Genomic DNA, 19,727 nt, shown 5'->3' with positions numbered 1-19,727 from the left:
ATATCGAAGAATTTAGAGGAAAAACAGCAATATATTAACGAAACACATAAAGAAAGACTGACGATTTTAGGACAAATGTCAGCTAGTTTTGTACATGAATTTCGTAATCCGCTTACTTCCATTATGGGGTTTGTCAAATTATTAAAGGCAGATCATCCGAGTTTATCGTATTTAGATATTATTTCGCATGAATTAGATCAATTAAATTTTCGTATTTCGCAATTTTTACTCGTATCAAAAAAAGAAATGTGGAATGAATCGGAACGGTTTTGGCTTAATGACTTGTTTCAAGACATTATACAATTCTTATATCCGAGTTTGGTCAATGCGAATGTTTTGATTGAAAAGAATTTACCGTATCCAATTCCGCTTGTTGGTTATCGGAGTGAAGTGAGACAAGTATTTTTAAACATATTAATGAATTCAATTGATGCTCTTGAATCAATGAAAGAAGAACGAAAAATTATCATTGATGTATTTGAAGAAGATCAAGCTATTCGAATTGTGATAAAAAATAATGGACCAATGATTCCAGCTGAAAATGTAGAAACGATTTTTGAACCATTTGTAACTACTAAAAAGTTAGGAACTGGTATTGGATTATTTGTATGTAAACAAATTGTGGAAAAACATAATGGATCCATTATGTGTCGATCAGATAACGATTGGACAGAATTTCAAATTGCATTTCAAAAATAAACAGTCTACACCAAATGAATGGTGTAGACTGTTTTAATTTGTGAGTATAACGGCTTCTAATTTAGGATCTTTAGTTGAATAACCTACTATTGAAATTGTATAAATAACATTTGGTTCAACATTGAATTTCGGTATAGTCAATAAAACGTTTTTATTATCTGCGAGTGAAATTTCAATATCTGCTGTACCAGGGCTAACTTGCAAAAAATCGGTTATTTGTTTAAAGAGTACATTTTCAAATAAATGATCTCCATCTTTTAAATCTACATTTACAACAGGGGTATCTGGAGAGAAATGTGCAAAGCGTATTTTTGCTTGACCAGCTGGTAAATGTGTATTATCAAGTATAGGTTGTAATTGTAGATGATTATCACTATTTATTGCAGCAAGAGTATAAGTATGATTTCCCATTATTGGTACCAACGCTGAAAAGATTGGAGTTTCATTTCCGACAGGAACAATATCTATACGGTATTTACCTTGCACTAATGATAAATAAGGGCTGAATTGCTTAAATGAAATATTTTTAATAACCTTTTGTCCGTTTACTAAAATGTCAACCGCCGGTATATTTGGATCGGCATGAAAAATTCTTATATGTGACGGTAAAGCAGCTTCTTGTGAGTCTCTTGTTTCATACGCCTGTACAAGTTTTGATAGTGCATCGTAATATTTCATATATAATTCTATATATTTTTTAGGGTTACGAAACTGATAGTAACGTGCGAGCTGTTCGTATTGCGTAACTTCTTGTCCATATTTTTCGATTTCAGATTGAGACATGAACATTCCTCCTTTGTCATCATTAAAACTATATGCGAAGCAAGAAAGCGGTTATGCAAAAAAAATGATTTTATAAAGGGAAAATTAAAAAGTGACAACAAATATGTTTTCATAAAGAGGTGCTGGTGCTTACGAGAATTTCACAGAGTAAAGCAGTACATATGACTGTACGAAAGTAAAATAAATGCCAAATTGAAAGTGCATTTCAATTAACATATTGAATACATGTCCAAAAATCGCTAGAAAACTAGGGATTTTTTTAATTATAGGCAAATACACATACAAAGTGATAATTGTCCTACATAAATTATAAAGGAAAGATACTTTGAATCTGAGGAAAGGAGTGCCACTTCGGGATAGGGATATCCCGATAGTAATTGTGAATGAAGTTATGAAAAGGTTTTGTGTTATAGACTGTAGGATGAATTTGTAAACTTCATTTTTCTATTTATTTTAGCAATTGACAGTATTAACCCATAAGAGAGCGTCATGACGAACTGATTAGTGTGGTTAATCGGTTCTTTTTTTATAGTTTAAAAATGAAAAGTTTACATAATGAATAGGAATCTGAATTGATTAGTAAGGTGGGTGTCGAAATTTGTTTTAAAATATGCAATTTAAAGTAGGATAATAGGAAGGAGTTTAACGGGAGTTCCGTCGAAGTGTACAGAATGTCGGTATTTAAGGACAGCTGGCATTATGCTATAAAAACATTTGGTGATGCAGTCATTTCATATAAAAAGGAGGGTCATTTGGGCGTATAGAAAAGGGTTTGTCTTTGGTTTTTTAGTTCTGAATTTTCTGTTTTATAAAATTTTTTAAGCACTCATTTGTATATTTTATAATAGTTTTTTGATAAATTCACTGCTTTTGCAGAGGATTCTTTTTTATGAAAGAAACGTCAATTTTCTTCATATATATATACAAATTGGAGAAATGGGGGAGCGCTATGCGCGATTACTTAATTAAACCACTTGTTGGTCAGCCGTATCCAATGATTTCACATGGAAAAGGTGTTTATTTGTATGATCAAAATGGCAATAAATATTTTGATGGTTCGTCAGGAGCAATTACGGCAGGTATTGGGCATGGCGTAAAGGAGATTGCAGACGTTATTAAAAAGCAAGCTGAGGAGATTGCTTTCGTTTATAGATCACAGTTTACGAGTGAACCAGCTGAAAAATTAGCGAAGAAGTTAAGTGATTTAAGTGTAGGAGATTTGAACTGGAGTTTTTTTGTAAATAGTGGTACGGAAGCGAATGAAACAGCTATGAAAATTGCAATTCAGCATTTTCAAGAGCGAGGTATTCAAGGGAAACATAAAATTTTATCAAGATGGATGAGTTATCACGGTATTACGATGGGTGCTTTATCGATGTCTGGTCACCCACTACGTAGACAACGTTTCGTATCTATTTTGGAAGATTATCCGACTATACCAGCTCCATATTGTTTCAGATGTCCTGTTCAAAAGGTATATCCAACTTGTCAGCTGGCATGTGCGACTGAACTAGAAAGATCAATTGAAAGGATTGGTGCAGAGCATATTGCTGCTTTTATTGCTGAGCCGATTATCGGAGCAGCTGGAGGCGCGGTTGTTCCGCCGAAAGACTATTATAAAGTCATTAAAGAGATTTGTAATCATTACGATATTTTATTTATTGCGGATGAAGTAATGACTGGGCTTGGTCGTACTGGAGCATGGTTTGCGATGGAGCATTGGGGCGTAGAGCCGGATATTATGACACTTGGTAAAGGGTTAGGAGCGGGATATACACCGATGGCAGCGACAGTTGTAAGTGATCGTGTTATGGAACCAATATTACGTGGATCACGTTCAGTAATGAGCGGTCATACGTTAAGTGCAAATCCATTGTCTGCAGCAACGGCTTTAGCTGTTATTGAATATATGGAGAAACATAATCTTCCTGAAAAAACAGCAGAAAAGGGAGAGTATTTAATAAAAGGCTTACAGAAAGTTCAGCAACAATCGACAATCATTGCTGATGTGCGCGGAAAAGGGTTGCTAATCGGAGTAGAATTGCAACCGTTTACAAAAGCGTCAGAGCTTATTTCAGTTGCAGCTAAAAACGGCCTGCTTTTATATCAAGCAGTTTCAGGGCAAGCAGGAAAAGAAGATAGTGCACTGCTTGTAGCACCGCCAATGACAACTACATATTCCGAGTTAGATGAATTACTTTCAATTTTCTCTAAAAGTGTGGAAGAGATGATGCAAAAAGGAGGGCATAGTATCGCATGACAACTATTACAAATACATTCGGTAAATTAAAAGAAATTGAGGAAGTAATTTCTTTGTTCCATGATGATATGACATTAATGTTTGGGGGATTTGGAGGGATTGGATCCCCTCCATCTTTAATACAGGCAATTTTAGAAAAAGGCGTTACAAATTTAAATTTGATTGGAAATGACACTGGATTTCCTGATGTAGGTATCGGTCGTCTTGTTACAAATGAAAGAGTTAAATCACTAATTACTTCTCACATTGGCTCCAATCCAAATGCAGGAAGGCAACTAAACGAGGGAAGATTACAAATTGAGTTTTCTCCGCAGGGAACATTAGCAGAGCGCATTCGCGCTGGTGGTGTTGGTCTTGGTGGTGTTTTAGTTGATGTTGGTGTTGATACGATTGTGGAAGAGGGAAAACGAACAGTTGAAATGAATGGTAAGACTTACTTAGTTGAAACAGCATTAACTGCTGAAGTTTCAATTGTATATGCAAAAAAGGCAGATCCGTTTGGTAACCTTGTATTTGACAAAAGTGCACGAAATATGAATCCTCACGTAGCGATGGCTGGGGATATAACAATTGTAGAAGCGGAAGAAATAGTCCCGCTTGGAAGTTTAGATCCAGAGGAAATTGTCGTTCCAGGTGTTTTCGTAAATTATATTGTACCGTCGGAAGGAGTGAACTGGAAATGGGTATGGGCGTAGAAGTGAGGGATAAGATTGCTAGGCGTGCGGCGAAAGAAATACAAAATGGTATGATTGTAAATTTAGGTATTGGCATACCATCGCTTGTACCAAATCATTTGCCTGACGATATAAATGTTATGTTTCATGCCGAAAATGGAATCGTGGGCATGGGACCAACGCCAAGTAAAGGGAATGAAGACGAAAATTTGTGTAATGCAGCAGGTTTACCAACTTCTCTTATAACAGGAGCGAGTTATTTCGATAGCTGCACAGCGTTTGGGATGATTCGAAAAGGTTTGCTAGACATAACGATTCTTGGTTCATTACAAGTAAGTGAAAATGGCGATTTAGCAAACTGGATTGTACCTGGAAAACGTGTTCCAGGTATTGGTGGAGCAATGGATTTAGCACAAAAAGCGAAGCGGGTCGTTGTTGTGATGAATCATGTTGATAAGTACGGAAATGCAAAAATTGTTTCAGAGTGTACATTGCCATTAACTTCAAAGAAATGTGTAGATTTAATTATTACTGATATGGCAGTCATGGAGGTAACTCCGAGTGGACTTATATTACAAGAATTAATGGGCCCATACACAGTAGAAGATGTAAAACGACATACAGAAGCTGATTTTCAAATTAGTTCTAACTTACTAGTAATTGAATGAAGGGAGATGTAATATATGGAGCAATTAAAAAAGCAAGTTTGTGATTATATTGAGAGCCATGAAGAGGAAAGTGTGAAATTTTTAAAGCGATTAATTCAAGAAAAGAGCGTATCTGGTGATGAAAGCGGTGCGCAGGCAATTGTGATTGAAAAATTACGTGAATTAGGTTTAGATCTCGATATATGGGAGCCCTCCTTTTCTAAAATGAAAGATCATCCTTATTTTGTATCACCCCGTACAAGTTTTTCAGATAGCCCAAATATTGTAGCAACTTTAAAAGGAAGTGGCGACGGGAAATCTATGATATTAAATGGGCATATTGATGTAGTTCCAGAAGGGGATGTGAATCAGTGGGAACATCATCCTTATAGCGGTGAGAAAATAGGGAATCGTATATATGGCCGTGGAACGACGGATATGAAGGGCGGAAATGTCGCACTTATGCTTGCGATGGAAGCGATCATTGAATCTAGTATTGAATTAAAAGGAGACATCTATTTTCAAAGTGTAATAGAAGAGGAAAGTGGCGGAGCAGGGACATTAGCAACTATATTACGAGGATATAAAGCAGATGGTGTCATTATTCCAGAGCCTACTAATATGAAGTTTTTCCCGAAACAACAAGGTTCCATGTGGTTTCGTCTACGTGTAAAAGGGAAAGCTGCACACGGTGGAACGCGCTATGAAGGGGTTAGTGCAATTGAAAAAAGCATGTTTGTTATAGAACATGTAAGAAAGCTAGAGGAGAAAAGAAATAGTCGAATTACAGATCCGTTATTTAAAGGAATTCCAATTCCAATTCCAATTAACATTGGCAAAATTGAAGGAGGGAGTTGGCCAAGTTCTGTTCCCGATGAATTAATTTTAGAAGGAAGATGCGGTGTTGCGCCGAATGAGACTATAGAGGCGGCAAAAGAAGAGTTTGAGAATTGGATTGTTGAATTAAATGATGTGGACAATTGGTTTGTTGAAAATCCGGTAGAAGTAGAATGGTTTGGAGCGAGATGGGTTCCTGGTGAATTAGAAGAAAATCATGAACTCATTACAACACTTCATCATAACTTTGTTGAAATCGAAGGGAACGAACCAATTATTGAAGCATCTCCGTGGGGGACTGATGGAGGTTTATTTACACAAATTGCAAACGTACCAACAATAGTATTTGGTCCAGGAGAGACGAAAGTAGCACACTATCCAAACGAATATATAGAAGTTGATAAAATGATAGCTGCCGCAAAAATTATTGCATGTACATTACTAGATTGGTGTGAGGTGAAAAAATGAAATACTATGAATCTTTTAGAGAACAGACGAATTGTTATACAGTAGAAGGCGTTTTAGATTATTTTAATAAACGTATCCGGGTAGATCACTATACAGGAAATGTTGAAAGTATTATACAGACAATTGACGAACTAGCAGAGAAACATTCTTTCACTAAATGTATTATTAAAGGAAAGGGAGAGCATGTTTCAACATGGCTCTCTTTCGGTTTTTTGTTGGAAGCAACGATACCTCATTATTTTCAAGGACACGATGCATACTTTTTTGTGAAATATAATAATGATGAAAGACGAAATAGTATGCATTGGACTGAGGAAGATACTATATTAAGCGGTGTAAAAGGAAAAGAAATAAAAGAAAAAGTAGTTCCAGAGAAATTTTTGCTGAGAAAAGCGACTGAAGAAGATGCAGAAGAATTAGCAACTGTCTTCGGAAAAGTATTTGAAGTGTATCCGACACCTTTAAATGAAGCGAGTTATGTATTACAGACGATGAAAGAAGACGATACAATTTACTACGTGTATGAATTTGAGGGGAAAATTATTAGTACAGCATCTGCAGAAATGAACATAAAGGAAGGGAATGCAGAATTAACGAATTGTGCTACTTTACCTGAATATCGTAAACATGGATTTATGAAAAGTTTACTAATTAAATTAGAGGAAGAGCTTCGAGAAAGATCTATTTTCTGCTCCTATACAATTGCTCGATCCCTTTCTTTCGGAATGAATGCTGCCTTTCATCAATTAGGCTATACGTATACAGGAAGACTGGCGAATAATTGCTACATTTTCGATAAGTTGGAAGATATGAATATATGGGTGAAAGATCTATCTAGTTATTCGAAAGCAGTAAAACTTCCGTCTCAAAATTTGGTTGTAAAGCAAAACAGTTAGGTGGAGCTGGGTGTTCGAAAAGCTGTACTAATTAGAGTTTCGAGTTATCTAATTAAAATATAAAATTGGTCAAAATTATAGAACGGAATCGTCATGCTTACAATCGCACATAGGTGTGCCGAAAATCCGGCATGTAATTGCTGGATTTTCGGCAAGAGGGGGGATGACATTGCTAGCAGTTTCGACACAAGAAGTCATTGAAGCGATTTTGGGCAGTATTGATGAGGCTATACACGCTGTAGATGAAAATGGAATTACAATATTTTATAATTCTGTAGCTGCAAAACACGATGGATCCAAGATTGAAAAAGTGTTAGGGAAACATCTGTTAGAAGCGTTCCCGTCTTTATCAAGGGAAACGAGTACATTGATGAAAGTACTAGATACAAAAAAACCTATCGTACATCAGGTACAACATTATCAAAATTTAAATGGTGAAGATGTTTGTACAGTAAATACGACGTTACCTATTTTTATAGATGGGAATATTGCTGGGGCTGTTGAAATTGCAAAGGATTACTCTACAATTCAAAAACTTACTGACACAATTGTTGACTTACAGTCGAAAATAAAGCGATCATCTAGAAAAAAAGTGATTAAAAAGCACGCTGCATTTGAGACGATAGTGACAAATGATACGCGGTTTAAACAGACGAAAGAGTTAGCACAAAAAGTAGCACCAACAGACGCGAATGTTTTAATATATGGTGAAACAGGAACAGGAAAAGAACTGTTTGTACAAGCAATTCATGAAGCTTCTAAAAGAAAAAACAAGCCATTTATTGCACAAAACTGTGCAGCTTTACCAGAGTCGCTATTAGAAAGTTTATTGTTTGGAACGACAAAAGGAAGCTATACGGGAGCGATTGAAAGAGCTGGGCTATTTGAACTTGTTGATGGTGGTACATTATTTTTAGATGAACTGAATTCAATGCCTCTTGATTTGCAGGCAAAAATGTTACGAGTGTTAGAAGATGGAGTCATTAGAAGAATTGGTGATAATAAGACGAGAAAAGTAGATGTTCGTGTTATTACCGCAATGAACCAGCCTCCAGAAATATGTTTACGAGAGAATAAAATTCGCACTGATTTATATTATCGCTTAAACGTATTTTCATTATATATCCCACCGCTTCGTGAAAGAACTGAGGATGTACTATTATTAGCATCTTATTTTTTGAAAGAATATAATAAAAGTTATAAAAAAGGTGTACTTCAAATTGATGAGGAAGCGAAAGATAGACTGCAAGCTTATCAGTGGCCTGGAAATGTCCGGGAGTTAAAACATACGATTGAACATGCTGTTATTATTGCAGAAGGGAATACATTAACAGCCAATTGTTTACCACGTACATTTCGGAAAGAGAAGTTTTCGAAGAAGAAGGGTATAATGCCACTTAGAGAAGCACTTCATCAAACAGAAAAAGAATTAATAGATCAAGCGTTGATTGAAACGGAAGGGAATATATTACAAGCCGCAAAAATGTTGGGTATCCCTCGTCAAACGCTTCAATATAAACTGAGCAAGTACGACAAAACCGCCGAATAATCGGCGGTTTTTGTGTGTTTGCACCAATAAAAGAGCGTTTACATATATAAAAAGTAATGAATATGATGTTAAGTATTGATTTCATACAACGCTTAAAAATATTTTTTTGCTTATGTAATAGGATTCTCCGCACATTTACTTATCAACAATGTAAAGTTGGCATAACTATTGCTTATATAAAGGATGAGCGTATAAAAAGGGGGAATAGCAATGTTACATGATGTATACAAACCAAATCGTCACTGGAAGGATATCGAATTATGGAAAGATGTTACTGAAGAGCAATGGAATGATTGGGTTTGGCAATTAACGAATACGATCAAAACGTTAGATGACTTAAGAAAAGTGATTAACTTAACACCTGAAGAAGAAGAGGGCGTTAAAATTTCAACGAAAACGATCCCGTTAAACATTACACCGTACTATGCTTGGCTAATGAATCCTGATGATCCACGCTGTCCGATTCGGATGCAATCAGTACCGATTTCGGAAGAGTTATATAAAACAAAATATGATTTAGAAGACCCACTTCACGAAGACGAAGATTCACCAGTTCCAGGGCTAACACATCGTTATCCGGACCGTGTACTATTCTTAGTAACAAATCAATGTTCTATGTATTGTCGTTACTGTACACGTCGTCGTTTTAGTGGACAAATTGGAATGGGTGTACCGAAGAAACAATTAGATGATGCAATTGCTTATATTCGTGAAACGCCACAAGTACGAGATGTATTAATCTCCGGTGGTGACGGACTTCTAATTAACGATAAAATTTTAGAATATGTATTAAAAAATTTACGAGAGATTCCGCATGTTGAGATTATTCGTATCGGAACGAGAGCACCAGTAGTATTCCCACAACGTATTACAGAAAACTTATGTAACATTATTAAAAAATACCATCCAGTATGGTTAAATACACATTTCAATACATCTATTGAAATTACTGAAGAATCGAAAAAGGCATGTGAAATGTTAGCGAATGCTGGTGTTCCAGTCGGAAACCAAGCAGTAATTTTAGCTGGTATTAACGACAGCGTTCCAATTATGAAAAAACTTATGCATGACTTAGTAAAAATCCGTGTACGTCCATACTACATTTATCAATGTGACTTATCTGAAGGTATCGGTCACTTCCGTGCACCAGTATCTAAAGGTCTTGAAATTATTGAAGGTTTACGTGGACACACATCTGGTTATGCTGTTCCGACATTCGTTGTTGATGCGCCAGGCGGAGGCGGTAAAATTGCACTTCAACCAAACTATTTAATCTCACAAAGTGCAGATAAAGTTGTACTTCGTAACTTTGAAGGTGTTATTACGACGTATCCAGAGCCAGAGAGCTATATTCCAGGAAGAGCGGAAGGATACTTTAAAGAGATTTATCCGAACTACGAAGAAAAACGTTCAGATGTTGGTATCGCAGGTCTTATGAGCGATAAGAAATTTAACCTCGTTCCAGACGACTTACAGCGTATGAACCGTCGTAAAGACTACGAAGATAATGATACTCATGCATCTTTAAAAGATAAACGTGATAAGCGCGATCAATTAAAAGATAAAAAATATCAAGCACAAATGGCTAAGTTAGAAGAAAACGACAAAAAAACTGAGGGTGATGCAGTATGAATTGTATGTGGTGTGACAGTACAGAAGCGAAAGAAAGCTTGAATACTGTATATTGGGAATTACCAGATGGTACGAAAGCCATTGAAATCCAAGAGACACCATGTATTTCTTGTTCCTCGTGTGGGATGGACTATCAATCAGACCATACAGTAAAAGAAATTGAAGATCAATTATTCTTAATTTACACGAAAGATTTACCAAAACAACTAACATATGAAGAATTAATGGGAAGACCGCGTCTATTAAAAAGAAATTATTTCGACTTTTAACCAGCTTTTATGCTGGTTTTTTTCTTTTTTGCCTTGTATAATGTACCCAAGTTAGAAAGGTAGGGAATATTTTTGAAAAAGACATTTTACCATTATATGATGAAGCATCGTGCAGCTTTATTTAGAAATGAAATTTCAGATTTAGCAGAGGCGATGTATGATGATTTAAGTTTTCCGAAGCAATCTGAAGACTATGATGAAATTAGTTCATACTTAGAGTTGAGCGGAATGCTAGAAAGTATGTCTATATTTGATGAAGCCTGGGATTTATACATACAAGATAGATAAAAACTATTTGAAAACATACAGAATACATTACTTTATTTAAAGTGAAGTATTCTGTATGTTTTTTTATTATGAAATTTGTTGATTTGAAGCTAGTCTAGTTACTAGCTTTTGTTTGAGTGTAATGTAAATTTTATAAGATTATATTTTTTATTGAAAAAATTTATGAATATAAGCTTCTGTGATAAGCGTTTTTATGTAGGTTGCATATACTGATATCAAAATCACGACGTCAAAAAAAGGAGAGATAGAGATGGCAAGAAAAAAACAACCTAAATACAACGTAGGGGACATAGTCGTGATTACGCTATATGGAACCGTTGGGAAAATCACAAATATGAAGGTTTTAGATGGAGTTTATGTATACGAAGTCAATAATCACGATGGATTTTACGTAGAGCAAACATTGCAGCACGTTACAGAGCAGGATATGAAAAAGGGCGATACGGAGTGGATTGAATTAAATTATAATTTCACGTTTGGTGATCTTGTGCAAGTAACTGGATATGATAAAGATGTTTTCCGTATTGTTGGTTTTCGTACAGAAGTATGGAGATATAAGAATGACGCATGGGAAGATACAATTTATGAATTGTCACGGATTACGGATGGTGAATGGTTAGAAGCGGATGAATCAGATTTAACGTTACTTGCGAATGCTCAAACGGCAAATGCAATTTTGAAGAAAATGAAACAAGATAAAGCAGGTATGAATAAATTAGATTTAGGTAAGTTAAAGTCAATTAACAACTCGAAAAAAGTGAGTGTTAAGACGAATCGTCAAGAAATCATTGATGGATTACTTGACATTTATAACGATTATCAATTATTGTTCGATACATTTAAAGATGAAGAATATAAAATTGTAATGGATGTTGTTCATAATTATTTAGTTAAATTGACAGAGAAAAAGTAGTTAACTAGAAAGAGAGAATAAATTGAACAACAACATATGCAGTATAAGGTATGCCTACAACTATTAAAAAAATAAAAAGCCACTTTATAAGAGAGTCTGCCCATTGATCTTCATGCATGAACTCTTCTTTTGTTTGTCCTACTTCATATTGATTTTCCATTATTATTTCCCCCTTTGAATAGCTTGTACTACAATCGTATGCATCTCGTCCAAAGCTTATGACCTATAAAAAAATAAAATCTATTTTTCTAATCTCATATACATAATTTTGAGATTTTTTCATAAAACAGAAATAAAGGAGTGATGCTCATGAAGGAAATTGAAGTCGTGATTGATACGGAAGAGATTGCGGAGTTTTTTTATGAGCAACTAATTGAAAGAGGGTACGTCCCAAAACGAGAAGAAATTGAAGATCTCGCAGATATTACATTTGAGTATTTATTAGAGAAATGTATGATTGATGAAGTTTTTGATGAAGAGGATGAATGAAAGTAACGACGGGCATAACTCGTCGTTTTTTACTCTTTACAAACCTGTCACAAATACAGTCAATAATTATTGGTATAATAAAAAGGAAATTTTACTCAAGAGGTGAAGGAATGTTCAAAAAAATTATTGATTCTTTATTAGGAAAGAAAAAATATCGTTCGTATTCAAGTAGTGATTATCGTCGTAGAGGGCGCTCTTATTCAAGTAGCGATTATAAACGACGTTCATCTGGTTATGGACATCAACATTATAAAAGAAAACGTAAAAGCCGTAGCTTCTTTTCAAGTAGCTGATGAAATGGCGTCGTGTACTAGCTTTATTTGATAGACCACTGCGAAAAAATACAATTGTTGCAGAACGTTATAAAATTGAATCAGTAATTGGAATGGGCAGTTATGGGGTTACATATGTCGTTAATGATTTACAAATAAATAGATATAAAGTCTTAAAACAATTAAGACAAAGTAAACAAAGATATGAGTCTGGTAGAAAATCATTTGAACAAGAGAAAATAATTTTACAAACATTGAATCATCATGCAATTCCTAGTCTATATGATCATTTCATATGGGAGAAAAAGAGCTTCTTTGTAATGGAGTACATGCCTGGTAAAAATTTTGAAGATTATATTTTCATAGATGGGTATGTATATACAGAACGTGAAGTTTTTGAGATTTTATATGAAATATTAGAAAGTGTATCGGTGTTTCATAGTGAAGGCATTATTCATCGAGATTTACGCATTCCAAACATACTAATGAAAGAAAATCAAATTAGTATTATTGATTTTGGATTGGCTAAATGGAAAGGTGAGGATGATGAGCGAGCTACAACTTACGAAGGTGAACAAGCTTTGATGCGAGAAGTTCACTTTCGTAGTGACTTTTATGCGCTCGGTCATTTCTCATTATTTTTATTATATGCAGGATATGAATCTAATGAAAAAAAGGAAAAACCATGGTACGAAGAATTAACTTTGGAAAATTATAATCGCGAAATGCTTATGCGAATGTTACAAATAAAAACGCCGTACTATGAGAATGTACAAGATTTAAAACAAGATGTAGCTTCTGCTTTAGAGAGGATGGAGACTCCATGTTTCAAAAGTTTTTAGCAAGCGTTGGTATTGGAAGTGCAAAGGTAGATACTGTTCTTGAAAAAGATGAGTATATTGTTGGGGAAGAAATAGTTGGAAAGGTTCATATAACTGGAGGTTCAGTTAGCCAACAAATTGAAAGCATTTACTTAACATTATCGACGTCGTATGTACGAGAAGTGGATGATAAAAAAGTAACAGCAACATATGATTTAGAGCGAGTACGCTTAACAGAACCTTTTTCTGTAGAACCGAATGAAAAAGTTGAAATTCCATTTTCTTTTCCAATGCCAATTGAAGCACCACTTACACTTGGTATGAAAACGGTTTGGATTCATACAGGTCTTGATATTAAACGTAGTATAGACCCAAGTGACCGCGACTACGTTCAAGTGTTACCCAATGCATTATTAAGTAGTGTTTTAGATAGTGTAAATGAATTAGGGTTTAAAGTACGTCATATAGAATGTGAAGAATTACCGCATCGATTACGTAAGCAAGTTCCATTCGCACAAGAATTTGAGTTTATTCCGGTTTCTGGAGAGCATTATGGGAAATTAGATGAATTAGAATTATTAATCTTGCCACGTGCATACGACCGACTAGAAATTATTATGGAAGTAGATAGAAAATCCCGTGGTTTAGCTGGATTATTCGCTGAGGCGCTTGATCTTGATGAGAAGGTGATTCGTTTTACCGTAACAAGAGAAGATATCCCTGAGATGAAGCAAAAAATTAATAATTATATTTTTTAATAAACTATGCATAAAAAAGAAATGGAGAGGAAAACTAAAACAACCGCTCCATTTTTTTGCATAGTGAGGTTATGTATGTGAAACGATATCGACATTTATACTTGCTAAGTTTTACGTTACTCATTTGTTTTGTCGTATTATCACTTTCGTATCATACCGCTTGTATTGAGAACTTTGACAATATAGTCGCACATTTTATTCAAAGCTTTCGAAACGATTATTTGACGACCTATTTTACTTGGGTGTCTTTTATCGGTTCCAAAAGAATATATTTTCCATTACTCATTATTCTTGTAATGTATTTTCTCGTTAGAAAAAAGTTGCTTAGTGCGTTACTTCTAACAATTAATTACTACGGATCTCGTTATTTAAACAGTATGCTTAAACTATGGTACGAACGAGCAAGACCTGATGTCACGCAGCTTGTTACTGCAACTGGATATAGTTTTCCGAGCGGTCATACGATGAATGCTACTGCTTTTTTAGGATTTATTGCATACGTCACAATTACTGAAGATCGTATTTCATTGCATAAAAAATTATTAATTATTCTTATAGCAAGCTTTGTTGTATTATCTATTTCAGTTAGCCGAATATATCTTGGCGTGCACTATCCATCTGACATATTAGCAGGATGGGCAGCTGGTGGTAGCTGGCTCGTTTTATGTGTTATATTCCATAAAACGTTCATAAAAAAAGAACCTATGTCATAATAGGTTCTTTTTTCATTGGCTCAACATGAATGTGTGCATGGTAAATTCCAAACTTTTTGCGAAGCATAGCTTCGATGTTGTCGGTAATACAGTGACTTTCTCCAACATCCATGCGAGCATCTACTTCAATTGTAATATCAACGTACGTTTGATTCCCGTACATACGTGCTCGAATATCTACAATGTTTTCCACACCGCCAATATGCTCAATAGCATCAGCGTATTCTTCCATTTTATCAGGATCAATTCCATCTGTAAGCATATGAGAAGATTCTACGAAAATCTCCCATGCAGTTTTACAAATAATAAGACCGACAATTAAAGCGGCAATAGGGTCTAAAATAGGCATTTGGAACTGAGAACCGACAATACCTACTACAGTACCAATACTTACGAGCGCATCTGATAAATTATCCTTTGCAGCGGCTTCTAATGATTTACTTTTTGTTCGTGCTGCAATTTTTTTCGTATACAAATACACGCAATACATAACGACAGCAGAAAATAAAGCAACCCATGCAGCGAGTACATTGGGCGCTGCTTGTTTCGGATTTAAGAAAGATTGAATGGCACTAATAACAACTTCTAATCCGACTGTTGCCATAATGAAGGACGCAACAAGTGATGCGATTTGTTCGGCACGCGAATGCCCATACGGATGATCTGGGTCACGAGGTTTACGAGATATTTTTAGACCAATTAATATTGCTAAAGAAGCACCGATATCCGTTAAGTTATTTAAACCGTCAGCGCGTAATGCGCTAGAGAGGGTAATATAACTGATGATGATTTTCATAGAGGATAAAAATATGTAGGCCATAATGCTGACAATAGCGCCTTTATCAGCTTCTTTATGAGAAAGAGTATCCATTTTAATCACTCACCTTTCTTTAAAGGAATTTCTTTCTATAAATAGAGTATCAAACGAAAGTCGTGTGGGTCTATACAAACATTGTTGACGTTTTATAGCTTTTTAAGAAGGGGGTAACAAAGTTTCGTGAAGGAAAAATATGTTGAAAAGTACAAAGTCAGGGTGTAAACCTAATTAGAGTCTATTTACTAAAGAGATAGGAGGGTAGATGGATCAAGAAACGAATACTTTTCTTACTACATATTATTCTTATCATGACAAGGTGTAATTCATTAAACGAGGAAAAACGTCAAAAGATAATTATGAAAACAGATGAAAGCCCTCTGGAAAATGTTTTCCAGAGGGCTTTCATCTTAGTATGCTTCTAAAAACTCAGTAACTTGCTCTTCAGTTTTTGCGTTAGCACTATGTAAGTGGCCTAGCTTCTCACCGTTTTGGTATACAAGTAAACTTGGAATACCCATTACTTGATACTCTTCAGCGATACTTGGAAACTCATCTTTATTAATAGAATACCATTCAAATTTATTGAACTCTTCCATTACATCTCCGATAAAGTTGTCCATACGTACGCAATCTGGGCACCATGTAGTAAAGAACTTAACAACTACTGGCTCCTCGCTTGCGATGATGTCTTTGAATTCTTGTTCTGTTTTAATTTCTTTCATAAGTAAAACTCCTTTCAATATCACACGAATTTATATGCAAAATTCGCATTTGCAAACATGTTGCAAACTTATTATTTGTTTTTTAGTTTTGTAGTTCGTTCACACTTATAAAATTGTATGTAACATGGCTGCGCTACTAAGTGTGAAAATAACGGAACCTCACTTTTCTTTATAAGCTTTTTCCAGGATTGTGTCAAACTTTTGAATTTTATACAGAAATTAAAGAAGCCGACACTTTGATTAAGTATGGGCAGAGTGACTAAAATTAATCGCTTATTAATTTCGAATAAATATTTAAATCGATAAGCTTTCCAGCTGATTTTTCGCTTTTTCTCAGAGTACCTTCAAAAGTAAAGTTTAATTTTTCTAATACTTTTATGGAATTTACATTTGCTGGTTCAACTTTTACAAAAATTGAATCAGGTTAGAAATTATATGGTTGTAATGGGAATTGAGGGATATGAATAAAAAAATTGTATCCCGCATTAACGGGCAGTAAGACCCCCACTGATTAAAGTTTCACTTTATTAGGGATTTGCCTTAAACATTTATTACAGTCAAGAATATTTATAATAATATGAACTAAAAAAGGTCCAATTTTTGTAATGTTGGAGGGGATTATTGTGGACATAACTCAAAGCGTGGCAAGAATAGTGGTTAATGGGAAAGACCTTTCTTTCACTTCAGTTCAAACCTCTGCATGGAATCATGGACCTGTAAATGATTTAATCATTACGACGAATCAGAGGGTGAATGAGCTTTTTCAATTCATGTGGTCACAAGTACCGGTTACGATGTCGATATATTTTCTTCAAGGGGCGGATTTACTTAGGTTCGTTAGGGTTGCTGGAATCGATGAGCGTGTAACAGGAGAATATGTATATCATTTCATTTGGTAATAAGAAGAATTCAAAGTAGTCTAGCAGCTACTGTTTTATTTTGTCATTTGAATATAAGCGAGCGGACTAGCTTATAGTACCTACTGAAATAAAGAATCATAATATAATTTGTAATAAATTATACGGAAGTGAGTTGAAGATCATGTTTTATTCATATTTTAATTCTGAAGCTGGCATGCGACCAGCGTATGGTACGTCTATAACATATAGTGGAGCACAAAGTACAGTCCAAGCTATTCAACAAGCATTGCAAATGCAACAACAAATGCAAATGCAGCAGCAAGGAGTACAACCATATTACTCATCCGTAGAGTATTTTTACCCAGTACATCATGTTACACCGTACGGAAGTTCTTTTCTTACTATTCCATATGGAACTATATACAACTTATAACTAGTAAGGAATGAAGTGGTGGATATAAATAAGGGTGCAGATTAATAGCGCCCTTATGAATAATAAAAATAGCTAGTCCAAACCGTATAAATCAATCTTACATAATATGTAGTAATAAGTTTGAAAGGGGAATTAGTATGTCTTGTTATTACTACTGTAAGTATTGTCAGGAGTATAAAGATAAGCATCATGATTGTTGTAAGAACACTAGTAAGTGTCATGATAACAAGGACAATCTTGTTAGAGCATCGGCATTTAGAGCTAGAAATACTATGAATCAAAATGTTCCTGCTAATACTTTTGTGAAAGTGTTATTTCAAAATGAACAATTTGATTTAGCGAATGAGTATAATCCAGCAACATCTATTTTTATGCCGAAGACTAAAGGTGTATATTCTGTTATTGGAACAATTGGTTTCTTTCCAAACAATCCAACTTTAAATTATAGAGCGCGTGTAGAAATTCGTGTGAATGGAAACGCAGCGATAGCTATAGATAATGACTTTTTTGGTCCAATAAGTTTTGGAAATGTCGTAAGTGTTTCGACGATTGTTCAATTGAATGCAGGGGATGAAGTTGAGATTTATGCACAAAGTAGTATAGATGGGGTTTTAAGTCCTTTAGAAGATGGGGCACATTTTGAAGCGGCAAGATTTCCTTCTCCAACTAAATAAAACTAATCATTAAATGTTTTTTAGTAGGTTTAGTTAATCCCCTTACCAAATGGTGGGGGATTATTATTGTTTTTCTAGGATATATATAAGTAAATAGGTAAAGTGTAGTTTAATTTGTAGGGGCTTCAACCTTCTTCAGATAATGAACAAAATAATATGCAAATAAGTAACATGCTTGTGAAAACTCATTGTTAGTAAGTTTACTAGTTTTCTTATTGAACAGAAAGACGGAATACATAAAAGATCGTATCATTACGTTTTTTCTTTACTATATAGAAATTACATATTGAACACAGCTTTGTATAGGTAATGCTAATACACTGAAAAGAATAACATAAAGGCGATTACACTATATAAAAACAAAATCAATCCTAAGATGAGTAGTATTGGATGCAACTTAAACATATTTGACCTCCTTGAGTATATAAAGAATTTTAATATATTGTTGGTCAATTTAGAAGGGGGACGGTTATAAAAAAAAAGAGCATACATAATAAGTACGCTCCAAAGAAAGATAGGTTTTATGAGTGGATAATCTCCATACGATAATATATGTTCTTTTAATAAAAACGTGTAAAAAATCAATGAATTATCAATGGAATATCATAAAATGAGTAATTTTAGTCTAGGAATGCAGTTATTTTCTTTCTCAGTTATTTTAGGTAACAAAGTTGTGAAAATCGTGCATTATGCGGACTAACAACGGGATAACGATCGTACTTCAGTTACATATTTCTGAAAGTCTGGATATTGCGTGATAGTTTGACATTTAGGGGTGCATAGTTGATTAATTATAGACACATTTGTAATTACTTCGTTACAAGGACCGAAAAATGTAACTTTTAGTTTTGAATTTGGTGGAATTTTAAACACGATAGGTTTTTTTTCCATGAAATCAGCTCCTAATATTGAGTATTATAATTTAAAGGATATAGAGTCGTATTAGTATAATATGAAATTTCAGTGGATTTGCTTATAATAAAGAATTTCATAGTAGTAAAAGTGCTTAAAGATGTAAAGGGAAAATTGAGAATGTGAAATAAGATGTTTAATTAATATAACTGATGCATTTTTTAGTTTTTTACATATTATGCTAGTAAGAATTGTATAAGGAGGTAGTGTAAAATATTGGAAGAAAATGTACAAGTTCAGCTTTCGCCACCTTGGATCACATATTATAATGAATTAAAAAATTCAACATTTGACTTAATAATATATAGAAAATGAGTAGTGATTTTTATTAACTGAAAGGG

23 protein-coding genes and 2 pseudogenes are annotated in these 19,727 nt (G+C 34.5%); 19 read left to right on the top strand and 6 right to left on the bottom strand.

The genetic code is table 11. The annotated features are described in order from the left end of the window. A pseudogene (locus tag GBN78_RS22410) lies at nucleotides 1-699 on the top strand (BA2291 family sporulation histidine kinase); the annotation flags it as partial. A gap of 33 nt (nucleotides 700-732) precedes the next feature. Here GBN78_RS22410 and GBN78_RS22405 read toward each other — a convergent pair. Then, nucleotides 733-1,482, bottom strand: coding sequence for a DUF4397 domain-containing protein (locus GBN78_RS22405; protein ID WP_000083284.1), 750 nt, complete (start codon nucleotides 1,480-1,482; stop codon nucleotides 733-735). 949 nt (nucleotides 1,483-2,431) lie between these two features. Between GBN78_RS22405 and GBN78_RS22400 the strand changes: the two genes are divergently transcribed. The 10 genes from GBN78_RS22400 to GBN78_RS22355 all read left to right on the top strand — a co-directional run bounded on the left by GBN78_RS22400 (nucleotide 2,432) and on the right by GBN78_RS22355 (nucleotide 11,915). Beyond that, the gene (locus GBN78_RS22400; protein WP_001205884.1) at nucleotides 2,432-3,742 is read left to right on the top strand and encodes an aspartate aminotransferase family protein; all 1,311 of its coding nucleotides are present in this window, start codon (nucleotides 2,432-2,434) and stop codon (nucleotides 3,740-3,742) included. Beyond that, nucleotides 3,739-4,437 (top strand): acetate CoA-transferase subunit alpha, encoded by a 699-nt coding sequence (gene atoD, locus GBN78_RS22395; RefSeq protein ID WP_000208107.1) that lies wholly within the window; start codon nucleotides 3,739-3,741, stop codon nucleotides 4,435-4,437. The genes GBN78_RS22400 and atoD overlap by 4 nt, the downstream gene beginning before the upstream one ends. Beyond that, nucleotides 4,422-5,084: a CoA transferase subunit B gene (locus GBN78_RS22390; protein WP_000525275.1), complete on the top strand. Its 663-nt coding sequence runs from the start codon at nucleotides 4,422-4,424 to the stop codon at nucleotides 5,082-5,084. The genes atoD and GBN78_RS22390 overlap by 16 nt, the downstream gene beginning before the upstream one ends. A 15-nt stretch (nucleotides 5,085-5,099) precedes the next feature. Further along, nucleotides 5,100-6,368, top strand: a complete 1,269-nt coding sequence (locus tag GBN78_RS22385; protein ID WP_000436691.1) for a peptidase — start codon at nucleotides 5,100-5,102, stop codon at nucleotides 6,366-6,368. After that, nucleotides 6,365-7,264, top strand: a complete 900-nt coding sequence (ablB, locus tag GBN78_RS22380) for a putative beta-lysine N-acetyltransferase (RefSeq protein WP_000878603.1) — start codon at nucleotides 6,365-6,367, stop codon at nucleotides 7,262-7,264. The genes GBN78_RS22385 and ablB overlap by 4 nt, the downstream gene beginning before the upstream one ends. A 163-nt stretch (nucleotides 7,265-7,427) precedes the next feature. Then, nucleotides 7,428-8,813, top strand: coding sequence for an arginine utilization transcriptional regulator RocR (rocR, locus tag GBN78_RS22375; RefSeq protein ID WP_011110073.1), 1,386 nt, complete (start codon nucleotides 7,428-7,430; stop codon nucleotides 8,811-8,813). A 210-nt stretch (nucleotides 8,814-9,023) separates the two neighbouring features. Continuing rightward, on the top strand, nucleotides 9,024-10,445 hold the full coding sequence (gene kamA, locus GBN78_RS22370) for a lysine 2,3-aminomutase (protein ID WP_000902142.1): 1,422 nt from the start codon (nucleotides 9,024-9,026) through the stop codon (nucleotides 10,443-10,445). Further along, entirely contained in the window at nucleotides 10,442-10,714 is a 273-nt protein-coding gene (locus tag GBN78_RS22365; RefSeq protein WP_000995763.1) for a YokU family protein, read from the top strand. Before kamA ends, GBN78_RS22365 begins: the two co-directional genes overlap by 4 nt. Nucleotides 10,715-10,786: 72 nt before the next feature. After that, a complete protein-coding gene (locus GBN78_RS22360) occupies nucleotides 10,787-11,002 on the top strand; it encodes a YozE family protein (protein ID WP_000750717.1) in 216 nt (71 codons plus the stop codon). Between the two features lie 250 nt (nucleotides 11,003-11,252). Continuing rightward, nucleotides 11,253-11,915, top strand: a complete 663-nt coding sequence (locus tag GBN78_RS22355; RefSeq protein ID WP_000101499.1) for a hypothetical protein — start codon at nucleotides 11,253-11,255, stop codon at nucleotides 11,913-11,915. 4 nt (nucleotides 11,916-11,919) lie between these two features. Here GBN78_RS22355 and GBN78_RS22350 read toward each other — a convergent pair whose 3' ends face one another. After that, entirely contained in the window at nucleotides 11,920-12,075 is a 156-nt protein-coding gene (locus GBN78_RS22350; RefSeq protein WP_000431486.1) for a DUF3930 family protein, read from the bottom strand. 149 nt (nucleotides 12,076-12,224) lie between these two features. On the opposite strand from GBN78_RS22350, the gene GBN78_RS22345 reads away from it, so the two are divergent. The 5 genes from GBN78_RS22345 to GBN78_RS22325 all read left to right on the top strand — a co-directional run bounded on the left by GBN78_RS22345 (nucleotide 12,225) and on the right by GBN78_RS22325 (nucleotide 14,968). Further along, nucleotides 12,225-12,404 carry a YozD family protein gene (locus tag GBN78_RS22345; RefSeq protein ID WP_000658451.1) on the top strand — a complete coding sequence of 60 codons (180 nt, stop codon included), beginning with the start codon at nucleotides 12,225-12,227 and terminating at the stop codon, nucleotides 12,402-12,404. 110 nt (nucleotides 12,405-12,514) lie between these two features. Then, a complete protein-coding gene (locus GBN78_RS22340; protein ID WP_000473371.1) occupies nucleotides 12,515-12,697 on the top strand; it encodes a hypothetical protein in 183 nt (60 codons plus the stop codon). Next, entirely contained in the window at nucleotides 12,697-13,518 is an 822-nt protein-coding gene (locus GBN78_RS22335) for a serine/threonine protein kinase (RefSeq protein ID WP_000872055.1), read from the top strand. Before GBN78_RS22340 ends, GBN78_RS22335 begins: the two co-directional genes overlap by 1 nt. Continuing rightward, nucleotides 13,500-14,255, top strand: a complete 756-nt coding sequence (locus tag GBN78_RS22330; protein WP_000486629.1) for a sporulation protein — start codon at nucleotides 13,500-13,502, stop codon at nucleotides 14,253-14,255. The genes GBN78_RS22335 and GBN78_RS22330 overlap by 19 nt, the downstream gene beginning before the upstream one ends. A 77-nt stretch (nucleotides 14,256-14,332) precedes the next feature. Next, nucleotides 14,333-14,968 carry a phosphatase PAP2 family protein gene (locus tag GBN78_RS22325; protein ID WP_025966768.1) on the top strand — a complete coding sequence of 212 codons (636 nt, stop codon included), beginning with the start codon at nucleotides 14,333-14,335 and terminating at the stop codon, nucleotides 14,966-14,968. Here the strand turns inward: GBN78_RS22325 and GBN78_RS22320 are convergent. The 3 genes and pseudogenes from GBN78_RS22320 to GBN78_RS22310 form a co-directional block, all read right to left on the bottom strand. After that, entirely contained in the window at nucleotides 14,958-15,839 is an 882-nt protein-coding gene (locus GBN78_RS22320) for a cation diffusion facilitator family transporter (RefSeq protein ID WP_000380385.1), read from the bottom strand. The genes GBN78_RS22325 and GBN78_RS22320 overlap by 11 nt on opposite strands. Before the next feature lie 353 nt (nucleotides 15,840-16,192). Continuing rightward, complete coding sequence (locus tag GBN78_RS22315; RefSeq protein WP_000658787.1) at nucleotides 16,193-16,507, bottom strand: thioredoxin family protein; 315 nt, start codon at nucleotides 16,505-16,507, stop codon at nucleotides 16,193-16,195. A gap of 265 nt (nucleotides 16,508-16,772) precedes the next feature. Beyond that, nucleotides 16,773-16,922 (bottom strand): annotated as a pseudogene (locus GBN78_RS22310) (GNAT family N-acetyltransferase); the annotation flags it as partial. 208 nt (nucleotides 16,923-17,130) lie between these two features. Here GBN78_RS22310 and GBN78_RS22305 point away from each other — a divergent pair. From GBN78_RS22305 to GBN78_RS22295, 3 genes are all read left to right on the top strand, one after another. After that, nucleotides 17,131-17,406, top strand: a complete 276-nt coding sequence (locus tag GBN78_RS22305; protein WP_000355689.1) for a hypothetical protein — start codon at nucleotides 17,131-17,133, stop codon at nucleotides 17,404-17,406. A gap of 142 nt (nucleotides 17,407-17,548) precedes the next feature. Next, nucleotides 17,549-17,800, top strand: coding sequence for a DUF3947 family protein (locus GBN78_RS22300; protein WP_000500092.1), 252 nt, complete (start codon nucleotides 17,549-17,551; stop codon nucleotides 17,798-17,800). 137 nt (nucleotides 17,801-17,937) lie between these two features. Further along, complete coding sequence (locus tag GBN78_RS22295) at nucleotides 17,938-18,474, top strand: C1q-like domain-containing protein (protein ID WP_152127718.1); 537 nt, start codon at nucleotides 17,938-17,940, stop codon at nucleotides 18,472-18,474. 696 nt (nucleotides 18,475-19,170) lie between these two features. On the opposite strand, the gene GBN78_RS22290 is transcribed toward GBN78_RS22295, so the two are convergent. Continuing rightward, nucleotides 19,171-19,365: a hypothetical protein gene (locus tag GBN78_RS22290; RefSeq protein WP_000412559.1), complete on the bottom strand. Its 195-nt coding sequence runs from the start codon at nucleotides 19,363-19,365 to the stop codon at nucleotides 19,171-19,173. Nucleotides 19,366-19,727: the final 362 nt, after the last annotated feature.

This window comes from Bacillus sp. B2-WWTP-C-10-Post-4 (assembly GCF_009183805.1).
Classification (GTDB): domain Bacteria; phylum Bacillota; class Bacilli; order Bacillales; family Bacillaceae_G; genus Bacillus_A; species Bacillus_A cereus.
This window is presented reverse-complemented; position numbering and strand designations above follow the sequence as displayed.

Excerpts from the sequence above, each read along its gene's own strand:
- GBN78_RS22405 (WP_000083284.1), bottom strand. The coding sequence starts at position 1,482 with ATGTCTCAATCTGAAATCGAAAAATATGGACAAGAAGTTACGCAATAC.
- GBN78_RS22400 (WP_001205884.1), top strand. The coding sequence starts at position 2,432 with ATGCGCGATTACTTAATTAAACCACTTGTTGGTCAGCCGTATCCAATG.
- atoD (WP_000208107.1), top strand. The coding sequence starts at position 3,739 with ATGACAACTATTACAAATACATTCGGTAAATTAAAAGAAATTGAGGAA.
- GBN78_RS22390 (WP_000525275.1), top strand. The coding sequence starts at position 4,422 with ATGGGTATGGGCGTAGAAGTGAGGGATAAGATTGCTAGGCGTGCGGCG.
- GBN78_RS22385 (WP_000436691.1), top strand. The coding sequence starts at position 5,100 with ATGGAGCAATTAAAAAAGCAAGTTTGTGATTATATTGAGAGCCATGAA.
- ablB (WP_000878603.1), top strand. The coding sequence starts at position 6,365 with ATGAAATACTATGAATCTTTTAGAGAACAGACGAATTGTTATACAGTA.
- rocR (WP_011110073.1), top strand. The coding sequence starts at position 7,428 with ATGACATTGCTAGCAGTTTCGACACAAGAAGTCATTGAAGCGATTTTG.
- kamA (WP_000902142.1), top strand. The coding sequence starts at position 9,024 with ATGTTACATGATGTATACAAACCAAATCGTCACTGGAAGGATATCGAA.
- GBN78_RS22365 (WP_000995763.1), top strand. The coding sequence starts at position 10,442 with ATGAATTGTATGTGGTGTGACAGTACAGAAGCGAAAGAAAGCTTGAAT.
- GBN78_RS22355 (WP_000101499.1), top strand. The coding sequence starts at position 11,253 with ATGGCAAGAAAAAAACAACCTAAATACAACGTAGGGGACATAGTCGTG.
- GBN78_RS22350 (WP_000431486.1), bottom strand. The coding sequence starts at position 12,075 with ATGGAAAATCAATATGAAGTAGGACAAACAAAAGAAGAGTTCATGCAT.
- GBN78_RS22345 (WP_000658451.1), top strand. The coding sequence starts at position 12,225 with ATGAAGGAAATTGAAGTCGTGATTGATACGGAAGAGATTGCGGAGTTT.
- GBN78_RS22340 (WP_000473371.1), top strand. The coding sequence starts at position 12,515 with ATGTTCAAAAAAATTATTGATTCTTTATTAGGAAAGAAAAAATATCGT.
- GBN78_RS22335 (WP_000872055.1), top strand. The coding sequence starts at position 12,697 with ATGAAATGGCGTCGTGTACTAGCTTTATTTGATAGACCACTGCGAAAA.
- GBN78_RS22330 (WP_000486629.1), top strand. The coding sequence starts at position 13,500 with ATGTTTCAAAAGTTTTTAGCAAGCGTTGGTATTGGAAGTGCAAAGGTA.
- GBN78_RS22320 (WP_000380385.1), bottom strand. The coding sequence starts at position 15,839 with ATGGATACTCTTTCTCATAAAGAAGCTGATAAAGGCGCTATTGTCAGC.
- GBN78_RS22315 (WP_000658787.1), bottom strand. The coding sequence starts at position 16,507 with ATGAAAGAAATTAAAACAGAACAAGAATTCAAAGACATCATCGCAAGC.
- GBN78_RS22300 (WP_000500092.1), top strand. The coding sequence starts at position 17,549 with ATGTTTTATTCATATTTTAATTCTGAAGCTGGCATGCGACCAGCGTAT.
- GBN78_RS22295 (WP_152127718.1), top strand. The coding sequence starts at position 17,938 with ATGTCTTGTTATTACTACTGTAAGTATTGTCAGGAGTATAAAGATAAG.
- GBN78_RS22290 (WP_000412559.1), bottom strand. The coding sequence starts at position 19,365 with ATGGAAAAAAAACCTATCGTGTTTAAAATTCCACCAAATTCAAAACTA.